Genomic DNA, 19,204 nt, shown 5'->3' with positions numbered 1-19,204 from the left:
GTCTTCAGCCGGAAATTGCCGCTGATCCTGCCCCATGTCGCTGGACGTGGGGCAAGAATTCGATAGCTTAGCGCAAAAGGCCGTTAGGACCCTGTTTGATGCGCTACCTGATTTTTCTATTTATGTCTTTGTCTCTGAGCGCCTGTGTTGACAGGACGGTCTCTGAAATTGTGCCGTCGGCTGCGTCCATAGGAACGACGAAAACCGTATTTGCCAGCACGACCAGGGCCCGCGAGGCAGACGGATCATTTGGTTTCAGGCGCAGTGAAAAGCTGCAATTTCTGGAAACCACCGTGTCCATACCGCCAACACACACGCCGGGAACCCTGAAGTTCTCTTATGCAAATCCCAACCCGCAAAAAGAGTTCGTTCTGGCTGATGTGACCGAATTGAACGGGCCTCAGGGACTGCGGCAGCATCTACGTGGGCAGGACGAAGTGACGATCTTTGTGCATGGCTATAACTCGACCCAAACCGAAACCATCTTTCGCGCGGCGCAGCTGTCGCATGACATTGGTCTGCCCGGATCGATCCTGGTGTATTCCTGGCCCAGCCGTGCGACGGGATATGGGTACGCTTACGATCTGGACAGCATGCTTTTTGCCCGCGACGGTTTGGAACAGACCATTCGTGAATTGAAATCGATGGGCGTAAACCGGGTTCTGCTTGTGGCGCATTCCATGGGCAGTGCCCTGACGATGGAGATGATGCGACAAACCGAATTGCAGGAACCGGGTTGGGCCAAAAGAAATATCGAAGGTGTGGTTCTGATCTCTCCTGATCTGGACGTGGATTTGTTCCGTTCGCAGATGGACAGGATCGACAATCCACCCGACCCGTTCATTGTCATGGTCTCGCAAAAGGACAAAATCCTGAACATTTCAGCCCGTCTGCGAGGCACGGATGAGGGCGAACGGCTGGGCAATATCAGTTCGATCAAAACGCTTGAGGACTTTCCTATCAACGTGATCGACACGACCGCATTCAACAGCGATGCCGAATCTTCGCATTTCGTTGCTGCTACATCTCCGGCTTTGCTGGCGATCCTCAACTCAATTCGGCGGGTCAACAATACATTTGGCCCTGACGAGCGTCCGGCTATCGACATTCTGGTCCCCCCCAGCGAACGCAACCCCACAGGCGCGACCGGGATCGTGTTGACGGAAACTGGCCAGGCGCAGGTGTCCAACCCGTGACACGGGTTGAATTGCGTCATTTTCTTTTTCAAAATGCCTCTTGGTTGAGCGCCGGGGTTCTGCTGACGTTTTTTTCCAGCTTTGGGCAGACCTTTTTCATCTCGGTCTTTGCCGGTGAAATCCGTGCAGTTTATGGGCTAAGTCACGGGGCCTGGGGAGGGCTTTATTCTCTAGGTACCACCGTTGCGGCTGTGGTGATGATCTGGGCCGGCGGGTTGACCGATATCTTTCGTGTTCGGGTTCTGGGGCCGGTGGTGCTGGTTGGTTTGACGCTTGCGGCGCTTTCAATGGCGTTGAACAATAGACTGTTCCTTCTGCCTATCGTGATCTTTCTGTTGCGCCTTTTCGGGCAGGGGATGAGCACCCATCTGGCGCAAGTGGCCATGGCGCGCTGGTTCACTGCGACACGTGGCAAGGCGCTGTCGATCGCCTCGCTGGGATACGCGGTCGGAGAGGCGCTGTTGCCGGTGATTTTTGTCGCCGCGATGGTGTTTCTCGACTGGCGATTGTTGTGGGTGGTGGCCGCAGGTGTGACGGTATTGGGTATCCCGGTTCTGATGCGTCTGCTGCGTCTGGAGCGCACGCCGCAAAGCCTGTCAGGGGATCACATTGCCACTGGCATGCAGGATCATCACTGGACCCGGAGCGAGGCGCTGCGCAATTCGCTGTTTTGGTTCATGGTTCCCGCGATCCTTGCACCATCTGCCTTCATCACCGCGTTTTTCTTTCATCAGGTCCATCTGGCGCAGGTCAGGGACTGGCCGCATATTCAACTGGTGGCGCTGTTCCCTGTATTCACCGGCGTTTCGATCCTGTCGATGTTTGCCGCTGGTTGGGCGCTGGATAAATGGGGCACCGCGCGGATCATGCCGTATTATCAACTGCCGATCGGTGTGGGCTTTGCTATTCTCTCGGTCACCAACACCCTAACCGGCGCCCTGATCGGCCTGATCTTTCTGGCTCTGACGGTCGGTGCGAACAACACATTGCCTAGCGCCTTTTGGGCCGAGTTTTACGGCACTCGCCATATTGGCGCGATCAAGGCACTGGCGACCGCGGTCATGGTGCTGGGTTCGGCCATTGGTCCAGCTCTAACTGGGGTGCTGATCGACTACAACGTCACGCTTGGTACTCAATTTATGTGGATCGCTGCGTTCTTTGTTGTAGTCAGCAGTTTGGTCTGGACCGGCATTCACCGCGCGAAAACCGCGTTTTAACGACCCCGGCGCAGATACACGTAATAGGCCCCGTCGCCGCCGTGGCTGATATGGGCGGGTGTTACCTGTAACACAGCCTGCGCCAGCGGTGGGATGGACAGCCAGTGTGGCACCTGATTACGCAGTACGCCGCGTGGGGTCGGAATGGGGCCGGGTTCGTCACGGTCCTTACCCTTGCCCGTAATCACCAGCACCAGCCGCTTGCCCTGTGCCTGCGCCGTCAACACAAACCGCACTAGCGCCGGATGCGCCGTGTCGATCCGCATACCGTGCAGATCAATCCGACCTTCGGGTTTCAGCTTGCCGCGCTTCATCCGTCCAAAAGCCTTGGTGTCCATCTGCACCGGGCTGGCGCGCAGGCTGTCAGTGACCGAGGGCTTCAATGCATGACGCGCCACTTTGGCGGGCGCGGTCTGGCCGATCTCGAACCCGTCCAGCCGCATCTTTGGTGTTTTGGTTGGTTTCGGTTTGGGCAGGGTGGTGGGATGAACCGATTGCGGCAGCTCAGGATGCAGACGTTCAGCCTGTTTGGTGACCTTGCGCCACAGCTCGATCTCTTCTTCGGTCAGTTTGCGCCGGGTCATCAGAACTCATCCGGGATCAGGGCATAGGCGCGTTGGATCGGCAACAGGATCACCATGCGGCCCGGATCTTTCAGACGCCCGGCTGCCTGCCCAGCGGCATCACCGGTGCCAAAGAAGATATCCGCCCGCTGAGCACCCTTGATGGCAGCACCCGTATCTTGCGCGATCATCAATCGGCGCATCGGGTCCTTGCCGTCTTTTTCCACCCAGACCGGAGACCCCAGCGGCGTATATTCAGGATCCGCGGCAATGCTGCGCATGGTGGTGACAGATCGGTTCATCGCGCCCAGCGGGCCAAGTTCGGGCGCAACGCGGGTGACTTCACGAAAGAAAACGTAGGAAGGGTTGTGAAGTAACAGTTCAGACCCGGCCTCGGGGTTTTTGCGCACCCAGGCGCGGATCATCTGCGCGCTCACCTCATGCGCGCCTAACGCACCGCGGCGGATCAATTCAGCCCCGATCGACCGATACGGATGCCCGTTCGCGCCGCCATAACCCACGCGTAAACCACCACCATCGGGCAGACGAATACGGCCCGAGCCCTGGATCTGCAAAAAGAACAGCTCGACCGGGTCATCAACCCAGGCGATCTCAAGCCCCCGGCCAGTCATAGCATCCCCAGTAAGAATGTCCCGGCGGCTCAGCCAAGGCCCTTCGGCGCGTGCTTCGGGTGGCATTTTGTAGATTGGGTATTTGAACCGGTCGGTCCGGCTGCGCGATCCATCCAGTTCGGGTTCAAAATAGCCGGTGAACAGCGCATCTTTACCGTCTTCAACCAAAACCGGACGGAAGAACAGCTCGAAAAACGCCCTCGCTGCATCCCCTTCATAGGTTCGGGCCACAGCGCAAAGGGCACGCCAATCCGGATCATTCAGATCGCCGCACGTATTCAGAAAAACCGAAAGGGCCGCCCCGTGATCGTCAGCGGCCCAGCCCTCAAGGTCATCAAACGACAGGATCGAGCGCGTCGCCTCAGCTCCGGCGGCGCTAGCGGTGGTCATCGCACCCACCAGAAAAAGCGACCGGAGTGCGGCAATCATGCGTCCGTGGCGACAAGCAGCCAGTTCGGATCGTCCGCGCCCATGACACGGGCAAAGGTCCAGCTGTCCTTTTGGCGTTTGACGGTGTTCGGGTTACCTTCGATGATATCTCCGCCGCGATCACGCACAACCGAGGTCAGCTCACCCACGAATTTCATGGTGATCTCGGCCTGATTGGTATCTTTGTCGAATTTAACGTCGGCCAATGTGGTTTCACGCACGCCGATAAACTCGGCCTCGATGGTCAGGCCCTGATCTTCACGGGCGGCCACGACGGACACGAACGTGTCGAACACCTCTTCGGACAGGAAGGGTTGGATTTCGTCCAGATTTCCCTTTTCGAAACCCATAACGATCATCTCATAGGCACCGCGCGCGCCCTGCACGAATTCGGTGACGGAAAAGCTGGGCTCGATCCGCTTCATCGCGGCAAGCGTCTGTGCCTGTTCGCTGTCTTCGGCAACATGGTCTGTGATGTCGAAATCAGGACCACCTTCAATCACCTCAAACCCGCGGCGGGCACTGTGCCCGTCGGGTTGTTCCTGAACAGGAGGTTTCTCAAAACCTTCACGCGTACCCAGCACGCTTTTCAGGCGCAGGATCAGGAAAACGGCTATTCCGGCCAGGACCAGCAACTGGATCATCGGTTCGTTCATTTCATCCTCTTTTCAGACCGCGACTTTGTATACGCGGCCTCATGCCACTATGTAGGTGACAGTTCGTGGCAAGTCCACTGCCCGACCACTGGTAAAGGATAACGCATATGTACCTGTTCTTGGCATTTTTATTGGTTCCGATCATCGAGATTGCCCTGTTCATTCAGGTGGGTGGTCTGATCGGCCTGTGGCCAACCCTTGCAATAGTGGTGCTGACCGCTGTTCTGGGCACTGCGTTGGTCAGGACACAAGGTCGCATGGCGCTGGCGAACCTGCAGCGATCCTTTGCCGAGTTGGACGATCCGACAGAACCCCTGGCCCATGGGGCGATGATCCTGTTGTCCGGCGTTCTGTTGCTGACGCCTGGGTTTTTCACCGATGCAGTCGGCTTTGCCCTGCTTGTTCCGGGCATTCGCGTGGCCGTGTTCCGGTACCTGAAATCGAAGGTGACGATCACCCAGTTCCAGATGGGCAATGGGGCACAGTTCCGGTCTGGTCCTGCACCATTCGAGCAAGATGACGTGATTGACGGCGAATTCACCGAAGTTCGGCCCCGTCAGGACCTTTCGAAACCATCGAAATGGGTTGAAGGACCGTGACCTGCATTGAGGTGCCGCGCCCAACTTGCTAAGCAGTGTCGAATTTCATTTTTGGAGTAGATCCATGGCCGAAGAAAACGCTGCAGAAAACACGGCAGCCCAAGCCGCCCCCCAGGTACAAATGCGAGTGCTGGGGCAATTCATCCGCGATTTGTCCTTTGAAAACGTGATGGCACAGAAAGGTGTGTCCGGTGACGTTCAGCCCGAAATTGCCGTTCAGGTGAATCTGGATGCAAAAAAGCGCGCGACGGAGCATCAGTATGAAGTTGCAGTCAAACTGAACCTCAAGTCGAAAGCAAAAGGACTGGAAGACGTTCTGTTCCTGTGCGAAATCGACTATTGCGGCCTGTTCCACATCGAAGGCGTGGCCGAGGACCAGTTGCATCCGTTCCTGATGATCGAATGCCCGCGCATGTTGTTCCCGTTCCTGCGCCGCATCGTCAGCGATATCACCCGTGACGGTGGCTATCCGCCGGTCAATCTGGACAATATCGACTTTGTCGCGCTGTACCGCAACGAACTATTGCGTCGTCAAGCCGAAGCGCAGAAGGCGAACGCCTAATCGATTTGACCCGCGCCGGGTTTCACCTCAGGCGCGGGTCCACAAGGCGTTTTCGCCCAATTTCTCTACAAATCGTTTATGCGCTGCGCGTTCTTCGTCGGTGATCTTTGACGCCAATGGTGTCGGACGCGCCGATGGGCGCCAATCGTCCTGACCGCCCGCGGCCGAGGAAGCAGTCGCGGACAAGCCGAAATCCGGCTGCCGCCCCCCGATCAGTTCCAGATAGACCTCGGCCAGAATTTCCGAGTCGAGCAACGCCCCGTGAAGCACCCGGTTCGTGTTGTCGATATTGAACCGACGGCACAGCGCATCCAGTGACGCAGGTGAGCCCGGAAACCGTTTTCGCGCAACCGCCAGCGTATCCAGCGCCTGATCCATCGGGATCTGCGGCAATCCCATCCATTTTAGCTCCGCGTTCAGGAATTTCATATCGAAGGATGCGTTGTGGATCACCAGCTTCGAATCCCGGATGAAATTGAGAAAGCCCTGACCCACCTCGGCAAAGACCGGCTTGTCCTTCAGCGTGACCTCACCCTTTTCCGGCGGGCGCGGGTTTTCCAGCAGGTCGGGGCCGATCCCATGCACCCCAAACGCCTCTTCGGGCATCGAGCGCTTAGGGTTGATATAGACGTGATAGGTCTCGCCCGTGGCGACGTGATTCCACAACTCAACCGCGCCGATCTCGACAATCCGGTCGCCGCTTTCGGGATCAAACCCCGTGGTTTCGGTATCGAGTACAATCTCACGCATTTTCCATCCCCGCCCGTATTTGCCTGACCACATCCTGCACCTGCGTGCGGGCGTGGTCCAGACTATCGGTCACGATCACATAATCTGACCGCACGCATTTTTCGTCATTCGGCATTTGCTTGGCGCGGATCTGTTCAAACTGTGCCTCAGTCATCGTCCCGCGCGCCATCACACGACGCTTTTGTTCGTCCGCCGGGATCGAGACACAGGCCACCGCATCCATCGCTGCATCACCACCGGTTTCAAACAACAGGGGGATGTCGAACACCACAATATCCGCGGTCGCGTATTCCCGAAAAGCAGCGCGATCTGCGGCAACAAGCGGATGTACGATGGCCTCAATCTGTTTCAGCGCGGCTGGGTGCTGCGCGATGACTTGTTTCAGGGCGTCACGACTGACAGACCCATCGATGATGGCATCTGGAAAAACAGCGCGCATCGGCGCGACGGCCGCTCCTTCCCTTGAATAGAGTCTATGTACGGCTGCATCCGCATCCCACAGCGCACAGCCTTCTTCGACGAACATCTGCGCCGTGGTGCTTTTGCCCATCCCGATCGAACCGGTTAAACCAAGCGCGAAACTCATCCCAAAACCGCCGCGCGCAGGTCATCGGTCACCTCGGGGCGGGTGCCGAACCAGCGTTCAAAACCGGGCACCGCCTGATGCAGCAACATGCCCAGACCATCGACCGTGGTACAGCCTGCTTCCTCAGCCGATTTCAGAAGATGTGTTTGCAAAGGTGCATAGACCAAATCAGTCACAACCGCACCCGCTTGCAACCCATCCAAGGGCACCCTCAGTTCCGGTTGTCCCTGCATGCCCAATGAGGTCGTGTTGACCACCAGTTCAGCTTCTTCAATGACATTGCCGGCCTGTAACCAATCCACAACGGTGATGCGGTCGCCAAATTCATCTTTCAACTGATCCGCCCGGACGCGCGTGCGGTTGGTCAGCATGATCTGGGGCACGCCCGCGTCCAACAAACCCTGCAACACCGCCCGTGCTGCGCCACCCGCACCAAACACCACCGCCGGGCCATCCGACGGAACCCAATCCGGCGCGCCGCTGCGCAGGTTCTGCATAAACCCATAGCCATCGGTGTTGTCCGCGTGGATTGTGCCATCATCTTGAAACACCAAGGTATTTGCCGCCCCGATGACCGATGCGCGTTCCGATACGTGATCGGCGATACGCAACGCCGCTTCTTTGTGGGGCACGGTCACATTCGCCCCGACGAACCCCGCCTTCGGCAGGGTGCGCAAAACCGTCTCAAGATCCTCGGGCGCCACGTCCACGGGAATGTAATGCCCGGCCAGCCCATATTTCTTTAACCAATGACCATGCAGTTGGGGCGACTTGGAATGCGCAATCGGGTGTCCGATTACTCCGGCCAGCGGAATTCGGTTATGTGTCATTGGTCGATCACCCCTTTGACGGCCAGAAAATTGAGCAGTTCCAACAGGGGCATACCCAAGACATTAAAATAGTCGCCGTCAATGGTGGCGAACAGGCGCACGCCTTCTTCTTCCAGCTTATAAGCCCCCACCGCGTGCCGGATACTGTCCCAATTGCGGTCGATATAGTCGCGCAGGTACGCGTCCGAACTCATCCGCATGCGCAAACGCACCTGCCCGACATGGCGCCAGATCGGCTCGCCATCCTGATAGATCACCGCCGCCGACAACAGCATGTGCCGCTTGCCCCGCATCGCCTTGAGCTGCGCCAGCGCCTCCTGGGGCGTTTCCGGTTTCGACAACAGCTTCCCGTCGAAATCCAACACCTGATCGCACCCCAGAACCATCGCACCTGGTTTTTTGTCGCTGACCTTGCGCGCCTTCATCTCAGCCAGTGCATCGGCGATGTCCCGAGGGGATGCTTCCTCAGCCAGCAACGCGCGTTTCATGGTATCCTCATCCACGCGCGCGACCTGAACGGAAAACGGCACGCCTGCGTTTTCCAGCAGCTGCGCACGTATGGATGAGCCTGAGGCCAGGATGATGGGGACAGACATGTGGACAACCCCGTGTGCAAATCGTTGAGCGTTCTTGAATGGTTTGTATGGTTTTCCGATTGACACGCAACCCCGGGATATTCGCGCAGATCTTCCCTGAGTCGCTCGAACGCTGTCCATCCGGGACAAGGATAAGTCGGAATGACGGGATAAGCGGGAACTCCACATATACTCAGAAACTTATCCCCAGAGCATCTTTTGTAAATACGACTTAACACATTGATTTAATTACATTATTTTCACTATTAACAGAATCATCGCTTTGACGCGTAAAAATGTCCACCTGGGGAAAACACATGTGTAAAAAAGTAATCCACGAATTTTGTTCACCCTACAAAACCATCTTCCTTTTTCTTTTCTTATTTTTTTATTAGGGAGAGTTCCGAGTAACGCCCGGAGCCAGGATGACCGATCTTCTTTTCACGATTTACCCGTGGGTGAAGTCTTTACATATCATGGCCGTGATCTCGTGGATGGCCGGTTTATTCTATTTGCCCAGACTATTCGTCTATCACGTAGAAAAGGCGCAAGCCGTCGATGGTGCTGAAACCATTTTCTTTGAAATGGAAGAAAAGCTGCTGCGCGTGATTATGCGCCCGGCAATGATTGTGGCGTGGGTGTGTGGCCTGATCATGGTGTTCACACCAGGCATTGTCGGTTGGGATTTTGCATGGCCCTGGATTAAAGGTTCTGCCGTGATCGGCATGACCTGGTTCCATCACTGGCTGATGGCGCGGCGCAAAGACTTCTTAGAGGGCCGAAATACGCTCACTGGGCGCCAGTACCGCATGATGAATGAGGTTCCCACCATTTTGATGGTTGCCATCGTTCTGGCGGTCATTTTGAAATTCTGAGGGCCTGTTTGACTCCGCAGTCAGCCGCGCTTATGTAGATATCAACACGCCCGTCCGGGCGGCGTATCTTCCGTACTGAAATTCCACTTCGTGCCGCGATGCCTGCGGCGAAGGTATATATCATGACAACTGACACCCTGAATCTGGCTGACCTTAAGGCCAAAAGCCCCAAAGACCTTCTGGCGATGGCCGAAGAGCTGGAAATCGAAAACGCCTCGACCATGCGCAAGGGCGAGATGATGTTCCAGATTCTGCGTGAACGCGCCGATGAAGGCTGGACCGTTGGCGGTGATGGCGTGCTTGAAGTGCTGCAGGACGGCTTTGGTTTTCTACGTTCACCCGAAGCGAACTATCTGCCGGGCCCAGATGACATCTACGTTTCACCGGATATGATCCGTCAGCATTCGCTGCGCACCGGGGATACGGTCGAAGGTGATATCAAAGCACCGGATGAGAACGAGCGGTACTTCGCGCTGATCAAAGTCACCAAGATCAATTTTGAAGAGCCTGAAAAAGCCAAACACAAGATCCTGTTCGACAACTTGACGCCTTTGTATCCCGATGAACGTCTGAAGATGGAGATCGAAGATCCCACCATCAAAGATAAGTCGGCCCGGGTGATTGATCTGGTCTCACCTATCGGTAAAGGACAGCGGTCTTTGATCGTGGCGCCGCCGCGGACTGGTAAGACGGTGATCTTGCAAAACATCGCGCATTCGATCGAACAGAACCACCCGGAGTGCTATTTGATCGTTCTGCTGATAGATGAACGCCCCGAAGAGGTGACCGACATGCAGCGCTCGGTAAAAGGTGAGGTTGTGTCCTCGACCTTTGATGAACCTGCAACACGTCACGTGGCCGTATCCGAGATGGTGATCGAAAAAGCCAAGCGTTTGGTCGAACATAAACGAGATGTTGTTATTCTTCTCGATTCGATCACAAGACTTGGTAGAGCGTTTAACACTGTGGTCCCCTCATCCGGTAAAGTTCTGACCGGTGGTGTGGATGCAAACGCTCTGCAACGGCCCAAGCGCTTCTTTGGTGCTGCGCGGAATATCGAAGAGGGCGGATCGCTGACCATCATCGCCACCGCGCTGATCGATACCGGTAGCCGGATGGACGAAGTGATCTTTGAAGAATTCAAAGGCACGGGTAACTCGGAAATCGTTCTGGATCGTAAGATCGCAGACAAGCGCGTGTTCCCGGCGATCGACATCCTCAAATCCGGCACCCGGAAAGAGGACCTGCTGGTCGACAAAGGTGATCTGGCCAAGACCTTTGTTCTGCGCCGTATCTTGAACCCGATGGGCACCACTGATGCGATCGAGTTCCTGTTGTCTAAGTTGAAGCAGACCAAGACCAACGGTGAGTTCTTCGACTCGATGAATACCTGATACAGGTCTTAACCGACGCGAGGCCTTCGAATGGATACGATATTCGCCTTGGCCAGCGCCCAGGGTAAAGCAGGGGTGGCGGTCATCCGCCTCTCGGGCCCTTTGGCGCATTCAGCCGCAGCCGACCTGACCGGCAGCCCGCTACCGCCCCGCGGTATGCGGGTTCGGTCTTTGTGTGCAGCTGATGGGTCGCGCTTGGATGATGGGTTAGTTCTGACCTTCCAGGCCCCGGCCAGCTTTACCGGTGAAGATGTCGCAGAGCTGCAGATACACGGCAGCACGGCTTCGGTTAATGCGGTAATGCGCAATTTGTCCGATACGGTTGGGTTGCGGCTTGCGGAACCCGGGGAATTCACGCGCCGTGCATTGGAAAACGGCAAGATGGACCTGACGCAGGTCGAAGGTCTGGCCGATCTGATCGATGCCGAAACCGAGGCGCAGCGTAAACAGGCCCAGACCATTTTGGCCGGAGAGCTGGGTGGCTTGGCCGAACGCTGGCGCCGTGACCTGATCCGGGCGGCGTCTCTGCTGGAAGCCGTGATAGATTTCGCCGATGAAGAGGTTCCAACCGACGTGACACCTGAGGTCTGCACATTGGTGACCGGAGTCATGCAAGACCTGCAACGCGAAGCGGACGGTGTAAAAATTGCCGAACGTATCCGGACCGGGTTCGAAGTTGCCATTGTTGGTCTTCCCAATGCAGGCAAGTCGACCTTGCTGAATGCGTTGGCGGGTCGAGAGGCCGCGATCACGTCGGAATATGCCGGCACAACTCGTGACGTTATTGAAGTTCGCATGGATCTCGGTGGTTTGCCTGTGACTTTGCTGGACACCGCAGGGTTGCGCGAAACCGAAGATCACGTTGAAAACCTTGGGATTAATCTGGCCCGTAAACGTGCGGACGCGGCTGATTTGCGGGTATTTCTGACCGAAGACCCGTCAGATCTTGGTGTTCCCATGGTCGAAGGTGACATTCAGCTTTTTCCGAAATCTGACCTGCGCGAGGATGATAAGGGCGGGATTTCCGGGAAAACCGGTCATGGAATTGATCAGCTAATTTCCCATATATCGTGTGTATTGGGCGAGAGATCCACAAGCCATGGTATTGCAACCCGTGAACGCCACCGAATCGCACTGAGTGAATCCAAGGCAGCTTTGGTCGCGGCGATGACAGTTCTGGAATCAGGCCCGGACCTGTATGATATCGCGGCAGAAGAGTTGCGGACGGCTATCCGCGCCCTTGAAACATTGGTCGGCAGAATAGGGGTCGAAGACCTTTTGGATGAGATATTCTCCAGTTTCTGCCTGGGTAAGTAAGGAGTGTTTCACGTGAAACATTCAAAGTTCGATGTTGTTGTGATTGGCGCCGGACATGCCGGAACCGAGGCCGCCCATGCCGCTGCACGCATGGGGGTTGAGACGGCATTGGTGACGCTGTCTGCGTCCGATATTGGAGTGATGTCCTGCAATCCTGCCATTGGGGGGTTGGGGAAAGGCCACCTGGTTCGCGAAATCGACGCGATGGATGGTGTCATGGGCCGCGTTGCAGACCAGGCCGGTATTCAATTTAGATTGCTGAATCGCCGCAAAGGGCCTGCTGTGCAGGGCCCAAGGACTCAGGCAGACCGGTCACTGTATCGTGATGCCATGCAGAAAGTGACACAGGCGCAAGAGCATTTATCCGTGGTGGTCGGGGAGGTCACAGATTTTCTGACAGATGGACCTCGTATCGTCGGAATACAATTGGCAGATGGGTCCAAGATTCATGCCTCGGCCGTGATACTTACATCCGGGACCTTTCTGCGTGGTGTGATTCATATCGGAGACGTTTCCCGACCCGGCGGGCGAATGGGGGACCGACCTTCTGTCAAACTGGCAGAGCGATTGGATAGCTTAAACCTTCCAATGGGGCGATTGAAAACAGGTACACCACCCCGGTTGGACGGTCGAACCATTGATTGGTCAGATCTAGAGCGGCAGGATGGAGACGAAGATCCGACGCTATTCTCGTTTTTGTCTGAGTCAGCTGTCGCACCCCAAATCTCGTGCGGAATAACGCATACGAATGCGCGTACTCATGAGATAATTGAAAAAAATCTGTCACGGTCGGCAATGTATGGCGGTCATATTGATGGGGTCGGACCCAGATATTGCCCTTCGATTGAGGATAAGATTATTCGGTTTGCCGAGAAAGAATCCCATCAGATTTTCCTTGAGCCCGAAGGAATCCATGATCACACGATTTATCCAAACGGGATCTCAACTTCGCTTCCGCAGGACGTCCAGCATGATTATGTGCGGTCGATCAAAGGCCTGGAAAAGGCGGAGATCCTGCAACCGGGCTATGCAATTGAATATGACTATATCGATCCCCGTGTTCTGACGTCGTCCTTGTCCTTGCCTGATGCCCCGGGGCTATATCTTGCCGGACAAATTAACGGGACTACAGGATATGAAGAAGCAGCAGCACAAGGGCTTGTCGCTGGTCTGAATGCAGCACTCGCTGTCCTGGATCGGGAACCCGTTCATTTCACGCGTGCGGACAGCTATATAGGCGTGATGATCGATGACTTGACTACGCGAGGGGTTGCAGAACCTTATCGGATGTTCACCTCTCGGGCAGAGTTCAGGTTGTCTCTTCGGGCTGATAACGCTGATCAGCGATTAACACCTCTTGGAATTGACCTTGGATGTGTTGGTGATACGCGGGCTGAAAGATTTGATGAAAAGATAGAGAAACTTACAGCTGCCAAATCAATACTGACAGACCGGACTTATACACCAAAGGAGGTCCGTGCAGTTGGAATCAATGTCAATCAGGACGGAAATCGCCGAGATGGCATGGCTTTGCTGGCTTTTCCTGATGTTACGTTCAATGATCTGATTCCGCTTGAGGCGGGTTTGCAAGATATTGAGGAAGATATCCGAAGCCAGATCGAACGGGATGCGCTTTATGCGAACTATATTGCGCGCCAGAAAAAAGACGTTGAAGCCATGAAACGCGATGAATCCTATGAAATACCGCGCGATTTCGATTATTCGGCGTTGGAAGGCCTATCCTCTGAGATGAAACAAAAACTGTCTGAGGCAAAACCGATCAATATTGCTCAGGCCGGGCGGGTAGAGGGCGTGACGCCCGCCGCTTTGACCTTACTGCTGGCCAAGTTGAGGCGAGAGCAAAAGGTCCGAAAGGCATGAGCTATGAGGTGTTTAAAGGTTTAGATGTTTCACGTGAAACATTTAGCCGTCTTGAAACCTACGTAGAACTGGTTCGGCGCTGGAATCCCAAGATAAATCTGGTGTCGCGCAACAGCCTGAATGACATCTGGTCACGGCATATTCTGGATTCAGTGCAGGTATACCGGTGTTCGGATGTGTTCCATAATTGGGTAGACTTGGGCAGCGGCGGTGGGTTCCCTGGCATGGTTTGCGCGATCATGGCTATAGAAGAAGCGCCAGCGGCGCGATTTACACTTGTAGAAAGCGATCAGCGTAAATCTGCCTTTCTGCGTAGCGTTGCACGGGAATGCGGGGCGAACTGTTCTATTGTGTCAAAAAGGATAGAATCCGTGGATCCGTTGAACGCCGATATTTTGTCTGCCCGCGCCCTTGCGGATCTGCCCACGTTATTGTCCTTTTGTGACAGGCATTTAAAAGAGTCCGGTACGGCGCTGTTGCCGAAAGGCGCAAGCTGGAAAAAAGAGCTGAATGATGCGCGCAAGGAATGGAATTTCGACTGCGAGCCGATTACAAGTTTAACTGAGCCCCAAGCTGTTATTCTAAGGATCAAAGGAGTATCGCGTGGTTGATCTGTCTCGTCCCTCAGGGCCCCGGATAATTGCGGTCGCCAATCAAAAGGGTGGGGTGGGAAAAACAACAACTGCGATCAACCTTGCGGCCGGTTTGGCAGAAGCAGGAAGCAGGGTTCTTGTGGTGGATCTGGATCCGCAGGGGAACGCGTCAACCGGTTTGGGTGTTGAGGACAGGGATTGGACCACATACGATTTGATCCTGGACGATGCACCGCTTGAAGCTGTGGTACAAGAGACAGAAATTGGCGGGTTGCTGGTAATACCGGCAACCGTTGATCTAAGCTCGGCGGATATCGAACTGATTTCCAATGAAAAACGCAGTTATTTGTTGCATGACGCCCTGCGTCAGACCTCGATCGACCAGTTTGAGCTTGATTTTGTGCTGATCGACTGCCCACCATCTCTGAACTTGCTGACTGTGAATGCGATGGTAGCTGCCCATTCCGTTCTGGTTCCCCTGCAAAGTGAATTCTTTGCACTGGAGGGGCTTTCGCAGTTGATGTTAACGATCCGAGAGGTCCGGCAAACTGCGAATCCGGACCTGAGAATCGAAGGTGTTGTGTTGACCATGTATGACAACCGCAACAACTTGTCCCGCCAGGTTGAAAAGGATGCACGTGACAATCTGGGTGAGATGGTATTTAAAACCAAGATACCCAGAAATGTGCGGGTCAGTGAGGCGCCGTCATACGCCTTGCCGGTCTTGCAGTATGACTCGGGATCGTTGGGTGCGATGGCATATCGACATTTGGCGCGTGAAGTCATTCACAAGAACAAAAATGCCGCTGCCTGAGCGGCAGTGAGGAGGGCGCAGTGGCCGTCAAAAAATCAAAACCCAGAGGTTTGGGCCGGGGATTATCTGCCCTGATGGCAGATGTAACGCAGGAAGCCGAAGGTCTGGTGACTACAGAACCGCGTCGTCCGGACATGAAAGTTCCGATTGAAAAGCTGCAGGCCAACCCAAACCAGCCGCGCCGTACATTCTCAGCGGATCAATTGGATGAGCTGGCAGCCTCGGTCAAAGAAAAGGGCATTATTCAACCTCTGATTGTGCGGGAAATCAGCAATGGCGGATATGAAATCGTGGCCGGGGAACGGCGTTGGCGCGCTGCTCAGATGGCGCAGTTGCATGATATTCCGGTTATTGTGCGTGAGTTTGACGACACAGAGGTGTTGGAAGTCGCCATTATCGAAAACATACAGCGGGCTGACCTGAATGCGGTCGAAGAAGCTGCTGGCTATAAGCAGTTGATGGACCGTTTCGGGCATACTCAAGAGAAGTTGGCCGAAGCCTTGGGGAAAAGCCGCAGTCATATTGCGAACCTATTGCGCTTGCTGTCGTTGCCCTTGGACGTTCAGACGCTGGTCATCGAAGGTAAGCTGTCTGCTGGGCACGCACGAGCGTTGATAACGGCCGAAAACCCATCAGAACTGGCGAAAATCGTAGTACGGGATGGGCTTTCGGTTCGCGCAACCGAAGCGCTGGTGAAAAAACAACAGGCAGATCCGGCGAAAGCTGCCCCGCGTTCCCGGAACCTGGATGCGGGTAAAGACGCTGATACGCGAGCCTTGGAAAAAGACCTGTCGGCAATTCTGGCGATGAAAGTTGCGATCAATCACAAGGCTGGAACAGAAACCGGGCAAGTGGTGCTGACCTATGAAAACCTGGATCAGTTGGACGATCTGTGCGCCAAGCTTAGCCGTTAGGCCGGGTCCAGATAAACAGCATTACCGCGCCCAAAACCACGGCCTGAATGATCAGGACATGAGACGGCAGGGACAACAGAACCGATAGCCCGAACACGGCGGCAACCGAAATGGTGGCCGCCTTTTTTGCCCCGGGTCGGATAGCGCCGGACGTTTGCCAGTCAACGATCAACGGGCCGAAAGTGCGATGTGTAATCAACCAGTTGTGCAGGCGAGAAGACGACCGTGCAAAGAAAAACGCGGCCAGCAGCAAAAAAGGAACAGTAGGCAATAAGGGCAGAACGATGCCGACCACCGCGAAGCCAACGCAAATCAAACCCAGGGTGGCCCAAACATATTGCATCATTTATCCCAGAAGTTCCCGGATCACCGCATTTAAAACGGCGCGCCCATCTTTGGTGGCAATCAATCGGCCATTTGTCTGTTTGATCATCCCAAATTCCGTTAGATCGGCCAATTTGTCCTGCGGCAACGGGTGATCTGCCAGGGCATTATACCTGTCAATATCTAGACCCTCCACAACTCTTAACCCCATCATAAGGTATTCCTTGGCCTGTTCTTGCGCTGATAGGGGCGAGCGTTCTTTTTCTCCGCTGCCTTTTCCGACGGCAGTTAGCCAAGCGTTTGGGGACAGGTAGGTTTCTGTAGCCAGTTTTTGACCATTCAAGGTGACGCGCCCATGGGCACCAGGCCCGATGCCGACATAGTCGCCATAGCGCCAATAGATCAGGTTGTGCTGTGATTCAGCGCTGGGGCGTGCGTGGTTGGAAATCTCGTAGGTCAGCAGGCCATGTGCCTCGCAGATGTCCTGTGTTTCCAAATACATGTCGGCAGCGCTGTCATCTTCGGGTAGGCCACGCAGTTTACCAACGGCATAGCGATCCCCAAAGGCGGTTCCGTTCTCGATGGTCAGTTGGTACAGCGACAGGTGGTCGACAGCCATCGAAAGGGCTTCGGTCAGTTCGGCTCGCCAGTCTTCGGGGGTTTGGTGTTGGCGGGCGTAGATCAGGTCAAAACTGACCCTATCAAAGCAATTTCTGGCAATATCAAAGGCAGAACGTGCCTCAGCCACAGTGTGAATGCGACCCAATCGACGCAAATCTTCGTCATTAAGCGCCTGAACCCCCATCGAGATGCGGTTCACCCCGGCGTCCCGATATGCGGCAAAACGGCCAGCCTCGACCGAGCCCGGATTGGCCTCAAGCGTGATTTCCATGTCATTGGCCGGATGCCAGAGGGCCCGGGCCTGATCGATCACAGCGGCGACAGTGTCTGGGTCCATTAACGACGGCGTGCCGCCGCCGAAAAAGATCGTGTTTAAAACCCGGTCTGGTGTTTCGGCAGCCGTGCGGCGCAGCTCATCCAAATATGCATTAAGCCATTGTTTTTGATCGATATTACGTGAAACATGGCTATTGAAGTCGCAATAAGGGCACTTGGCCTCACAAAAAGGCCAATGCACGTACAGGCCGAAGCCCCCATTGCGCCAATCATCCGCCAAAGCAGCCCTTCACGAACATTTCCACAGCGCGGCCGCGATGGCTGATCTTGTTCTTTTCCCAGCGATCCATCTCGGCAAAGGTAATGTCGTACCCGTCCGGGACAAACATTGGATCATATCCGAACCCGTCCTTGCCGCGGATGGGCCAGACCAAGTGACCGGGGGCGATGCCTTCGAATACCTCGTCATGCCCATCGGGCCAGGCCAGTACCAGAGTGCATCGGAACTGCGCCGTGCGTGGATGGGCGGCGCCTTTCGCCTCTAGCTCATCATGGGCGCGGGTCATGGCCATCAAGAAATCGCGACCGTCACCGGTTTCGGCCCAATCGGCGGTGTAAACACCCGGAGCGCCATCCAGCGCATCAATGGAAATCCCGGAATCGTCCGACAGGGCAGGCAGGCCAGTGGTCTGGGCGGCAGCATGGGCCTTGATCCGGGCATTGCCGACGAACGTGTCCTCAGTTTCTTCCGGTTCGGGCAGGTCCATCTCAGCCGCGCCAACAACGGTCACGCCGAAGGGTTCAAGGAGATGCTTCATCTCCTCAAGCTTGCCCTTGTTATGCGTGGCCACCAGCAGCCTATCGCCGTCGAACTTACGGGTCATGCGGTTGCGGCTTTCTGGGCTGCGGCCAGCTCGGCCACGCCTTTTTCGGCCAGATCCATCAGCTGATCCATCTGCGCGCGGCTAAACACGGACCCTTCCGCGCTCATCTGCACTTCGATCAGTTTGCCCGAGCCGGTCATGATGAAATTGCCGTCTACGCCTGCTTCGCTGTCCTCTGGGTAGTCCAGATCCAGAACGGGCTGGCCGGCATAAATACCGCAAGAAACCGCTGCAACAGGGTCTATCAACGGATCCGAGATTACGTCCCCGGCCTTCATCAGCTTGTTCACCGCCAGCCGCAGTGCAACCCAACCACCAGTTATCGAAGCACAACGAGTGCCCCCATCGGCCTGGATCACATCACAGTCCACAGTGATCTGACGCTCGCCCAGGGCAACCCGGTCCACACCGGCGCGCAGGGCACGACCGATCAGGCGCTGGATTTCAACGGTGCGCCCACCTTGCTTGCCCGACGCCGCCTCGCGCCGCATCCGAGTGTTAGTGGCGCGGGGCAGCATACCGTATTCAGCCGTAACCCAGCCCAGACCCGAGCCTTTGATGAAGGGGGGTACGCGATCCTCGATCGTGGCGGTGCACAGTACATGGGTGTCACCCATTTTGATCAGGCAGGAACCTTCGGCATGTTTGGTGAACTCCGTTTCGATTGAAACGGCGCGCATTTCGCTTAATTCTCGTCCTGAGGGTCGCATGGAAAA

At 55.6% G+C, this 19,204-nt stretch carries 22 protein-coding genes; 11 read left to right on the top strand and 11 right to left on the bottom strand.

The window, feature by feature from the left end; translation table 11 throughout:
• Window positions 1–98 precede the first annotated feature (98 nt).
• Entirely contained in the window at window positions 99–1,196 is a 1,098-nt protein-coding gene (locus tag GOX21_RS07320) for an alpha/beta hydrolase (protein ID WP_170376557.1), read from the top strand.
• A complete protein-coding gene (locus GOX21_RS07315; RefSeq protein ID WP_170376554.1) occupies window positions 1,193–2,413 on the top strand; it encodes an MFS transporter in 1,221 nt (406 codons plus the stop codon). The genes GOX21_RS07320 and GOX21_RS07315 overlap by 4 nt, the downstream gene beginning before the upstream one ends.
• Here the strand turns inward: GOX21_RS07315 and GOX21_RS07310 are convergent.
• From GOX21_RS07310 to GOX21_RS07300, 3 genes are read right to left on the bottom strand one after another with little or no spacing between them, the layout of a single operon-like run.
• Entirely contained in the window at window positions 2,410–2,997 is a 588-nt protein-coding gene (locus GOX21_RS07310) for a Smr/MutS family protein (protein WP_170349542.1), read from the bottom strand. The genes GOX21_RS07315 and GOX21_RS07310 overlap by 4 nt on opposite strands.
• On the bottom strand, window positions 2,997–4,037 hold the full coding sequence (mltA, locus tag GOX21_RS07305) for a murein transglycosylase A (protein ID WP_170376551.1): 1,041 nt from the start codon (window positions 4,035–4,037) through the stop codon (window positions 2,997–2,999). Before mltA ends, GOX21_RS07310 begins: the two co-directional genes overlap by 1 nt.
• Window positions 4,034–4,693 carry a Tim44/TimA family putative adaptor protein gene (locus GOX21_RS07300; protein ID WP_170376548.1) on the bottom strand — a complete coding sequence of 220 codons (660 nt, stop codon included), beginning with the start codon at window positions 4,691–4,693 and terminating at the stop codon, window positions 4,034–4,036. Before GOX21_RS07300 ends, mltA begins: the two co-directional genes overlap by 4 nt.
• A 107-nt stretch (window positions 4,694–4,800) precedes the next feature.
• Here GOX21_RS07300 and GOX21_RS07295 point away from each other — a divergent pair, with 107 nt between their 5' ends.
• On the top strand, window positions 4,801–5,292 hold the full coding sequence (locus tag GOX21_RS07295; RefSeq protein ID WP_170376545.1) for an FxsA family protein: 492 nt from the start codon (window positions 4,801–4,803) through the stop codon (window positions 5,290–5,292).
• A 64-nt stretch (window positions 5,293–5,356) separates the two neighbouring features.
• Window positions 5,357–5,854: a protein-export chaperone SecB gene (secB, locus tag GOX21_RS07290; protein WP_170349546.1), complete on the top strand. Its 498-nt coding sequence runs from the start codon at window positions 5,357–5,359 to the stop codon at window positions 5,852–5,854.
• 27 nt (window positions 5,855–5,881) lie between these two features.
• On the opposite strand, the gene dnaQ is transcribed toward secB, so the two are convergent.
• Genes dnaQ through GOX21_RS07270 form a run of 4 tightly spaced genes read right to left on the bottom strand, consistent with a single transcriptional unit; the run spans window position 5,882 to window position 8,616 of the window.
• Window positions 5,882–6,604: a DNA polymerase III subunit epsilon gene (gene dnaQ / locus GOX21_RS07285; protein WP_170376541.1), complete on the bottom strand. Its 723-nt coding sequence runs from the start codon at window positions 6,602–6,604 to the stop codon at window positions 5,882–5,884.
• On the bottom strand, window positions 6,597–7,190 hold the full coding sequence (coaE, locus tag GOX21_RS07280; protein ID WP_170361065.1) for a dephospho-CoA kinase: 594 nt from the start codon (window positions 7,188–7,190) through the stop codon (window positions 6,597–6,599). Before coaE ends, dnaQ begins: the two co-directional genes overlap by 8 nt.
• Window positions 7,187–8,020 (bottom strand): shikimate dehydrogenase, encoded by an 834-nt coding sequence (locus GOX21_RS07275; protein WP_170361063.1) that lies wholly within the window; start codon window positions 8,018–8,020, stop codon window positions 7,187–7,189. Before GOX21_RS07275 ends, coaE begins: the two co-directional genes overlap by 4 nt.
• Entirely contained in the window at window positions 8,017–8,616 is a 600-nt protein-coding gene (locus tag GOX21_RS07270; protein ID WP_170361061.1) for a Maf family protein, read from the bottom strand. The genes GOX21_RS07275 and GOX21_RS07270 overlap by 4 nt, the downstream gene beginning before the upstream one ends.
• Before the next feature lie 404 nt (window positions 8,617–9,020).
• Between GOX21_RS07270 and GOX21_RS07265 the strand changes: the two genes are divergently transcribed.
• From GOX21_RS07265 to GOX21_RS07235, 7 genes are all read left to right on the top strand, one after another.
• Window positions 9,021–9,470 carry a CopD family protein gene (locus GOX21_RS07265; RefSeq protein ID WP_170361059.1) on the top strand — a complete coding sequence of 150 codons (450 nt, stop codon included), beginning with the start codon at window positions 9,021–9,023 and terminating at the stop codon, window positions 9,468–9,470.
• A 122-nt stretch (window positions 9,471–9,592) separates the two neighbouring features.
• Window positions 9,593–10,864 (top strand): transcription termination factor Rho, encoded by a 1,272-nt coding sequence (rho, locus tag GOX21_RS07260; RefSeq protein WP_170349552.1) that lies wholly within the window; start codon window positions 9,593–9,595, stop codon window positions 10,862–10,864.
• Window positions 10,865–10,894: 30 nt separating this feature from the next.
• Entirely contained in the window at window positions 10,895–12,181 is a 1,287-nt protein-coding gene (gene mnmE / locus GOX21_RS07255; RefSeq protein WP_170376538.1) for a tRNA uridine-5-carboxymethylaminomethyl(34) synthesis GTPase MnmE, read from the top strand.
• A 12-nt stretch (window positions 12,182–12,193) separates the two neighbouring features.
• Window positions 12,194–14,062, top strand: coding sequence for a tRNA uridine-5-carboxymethylaminomethyl(34) synthesis enzyme MnmG (mnmG, locus tag GOX21_RS07250; RefSeq protein ID WP_170376536.1), 1,869 nt, complete (start codon window positions 12,194–12,196; stop codon window positions 14,060–14,062).
• Window positions 14,059–14,673 carry a 16S rRNA (guanine(527)-N(7))-methyltransferase RsmG gene (rsmG, locus tag GOX21_RS07245; protein WP_170376533.1) on the top strand — a complete coding sequence of 205 codons (615 nt, stop codon included), beginning with the start codon at window positions 14,059–14,061 and terminating at the stop codon, window positions 14,671–14,673. The genes mnmG and rsmG overlap by 4 nt, the downstream gene beginning before the upstream one ends.
• Entirely contained in the window at window positions 14,666–15,469 is an 804-nt protein-coding gene (locus tag GOX21_RS07240; protein ID WP_170349556.1) for a ParA family protein, read from the top strand. The genes rsmG and GOX21_RS07240 overlap by 8 nt, the downstream gene beginning before the upstream one ends.
• 20 nt (window positions 15,470–15,489) lie before the next feature.
• Window positions 15,490–16,383 (top strand): ParB/RepB/Spo0J family partition protein, encoded by an 894-nt coding sequence (locus GOX21_RS07235; protein WP_170361051.1) that lies wholly within the window; start codon window positions 15,490–15,492, stop codon window positions 16,381–16,383.
• Here the strand turns inward: GOX21_RS07235 and GOX21_RS07230 are convergent.
• The 4 genes from GOX21_RS07230 to rph are packed head-to-tail and all read right to left on the bottom strand — an operon-like array spanning window position 16,373 to window position 19,198.
• Entirely contained in the window at window positions 16,373–16,726 is a 354-nt protein-coding gene (locus GOX21_RS07230; protein WP_170349840.1) for a YbaN family protein, read from the bottom strand. The two genes, GOX21_RS07235 and GOX21_RS07230, sit on opposite strands and share 11 nt — an antisense overlap.
• 3 nt (window positions 16,727–16,729) lie before the next feature.
• Window positions 16,730–17,884: a radical SAM family heme chaperone HemW gene (hemW, locus tag GOX21_RS07225; protein ID WP_170376531.1), complete on the bottom strand. Its 1,155-nt coding sequence runs from the start codon at window positions 17,882–17,884 to the stop codon at window positions 16,730–16,732.
• Window positions 17,874–18,488: an RdgB/HAM1 family non-canonical purine NTP pyrophosphatase gene (rdgB, locus tag GOX21_RS07220; RefSeq protein ID WP_170376528.1), complete on the bottom strand. Its 615-nt coding sequence runs from the start codon at window positions 18,486–18,488 to the stop codon at window positions 17,874–17,876. The genes hemW and rdgB overlap by 11 nt, the downstream gene beginning before the upstream one ends.
• A complete protein-coding gene (gene rph / locus GOX21_RS07215; RefSeq protein ID WP_170376524.1) occupies window positions 18,485–19,198 on the bottom strand; it encodes a ribonuclease PH in 714 nt (237 codons plus the stop codon). The genes rdgB and rph overlap by 4 nt, the downstream gene beginning before the upstream one ends.
• Window positions 19,199–19,204 lie beyond the last annotated feature (6 nt).

The sequence above is a fragment of the Ruegeria atlantica genome (genome assembly GCF_013032005.1).
GTDB classification, from domain to species: Bacteria; Pseudomonadota; Alphaproteobacteria; order Rhodobacterales; family Rhodobacteraceae; genus Ruegeria; species Ruegeria atlantica_A.
Note: the sequence above shows the minus strand (reverse complement) of the source record. Positions and strands in the feature narration are given on the sequence as shown.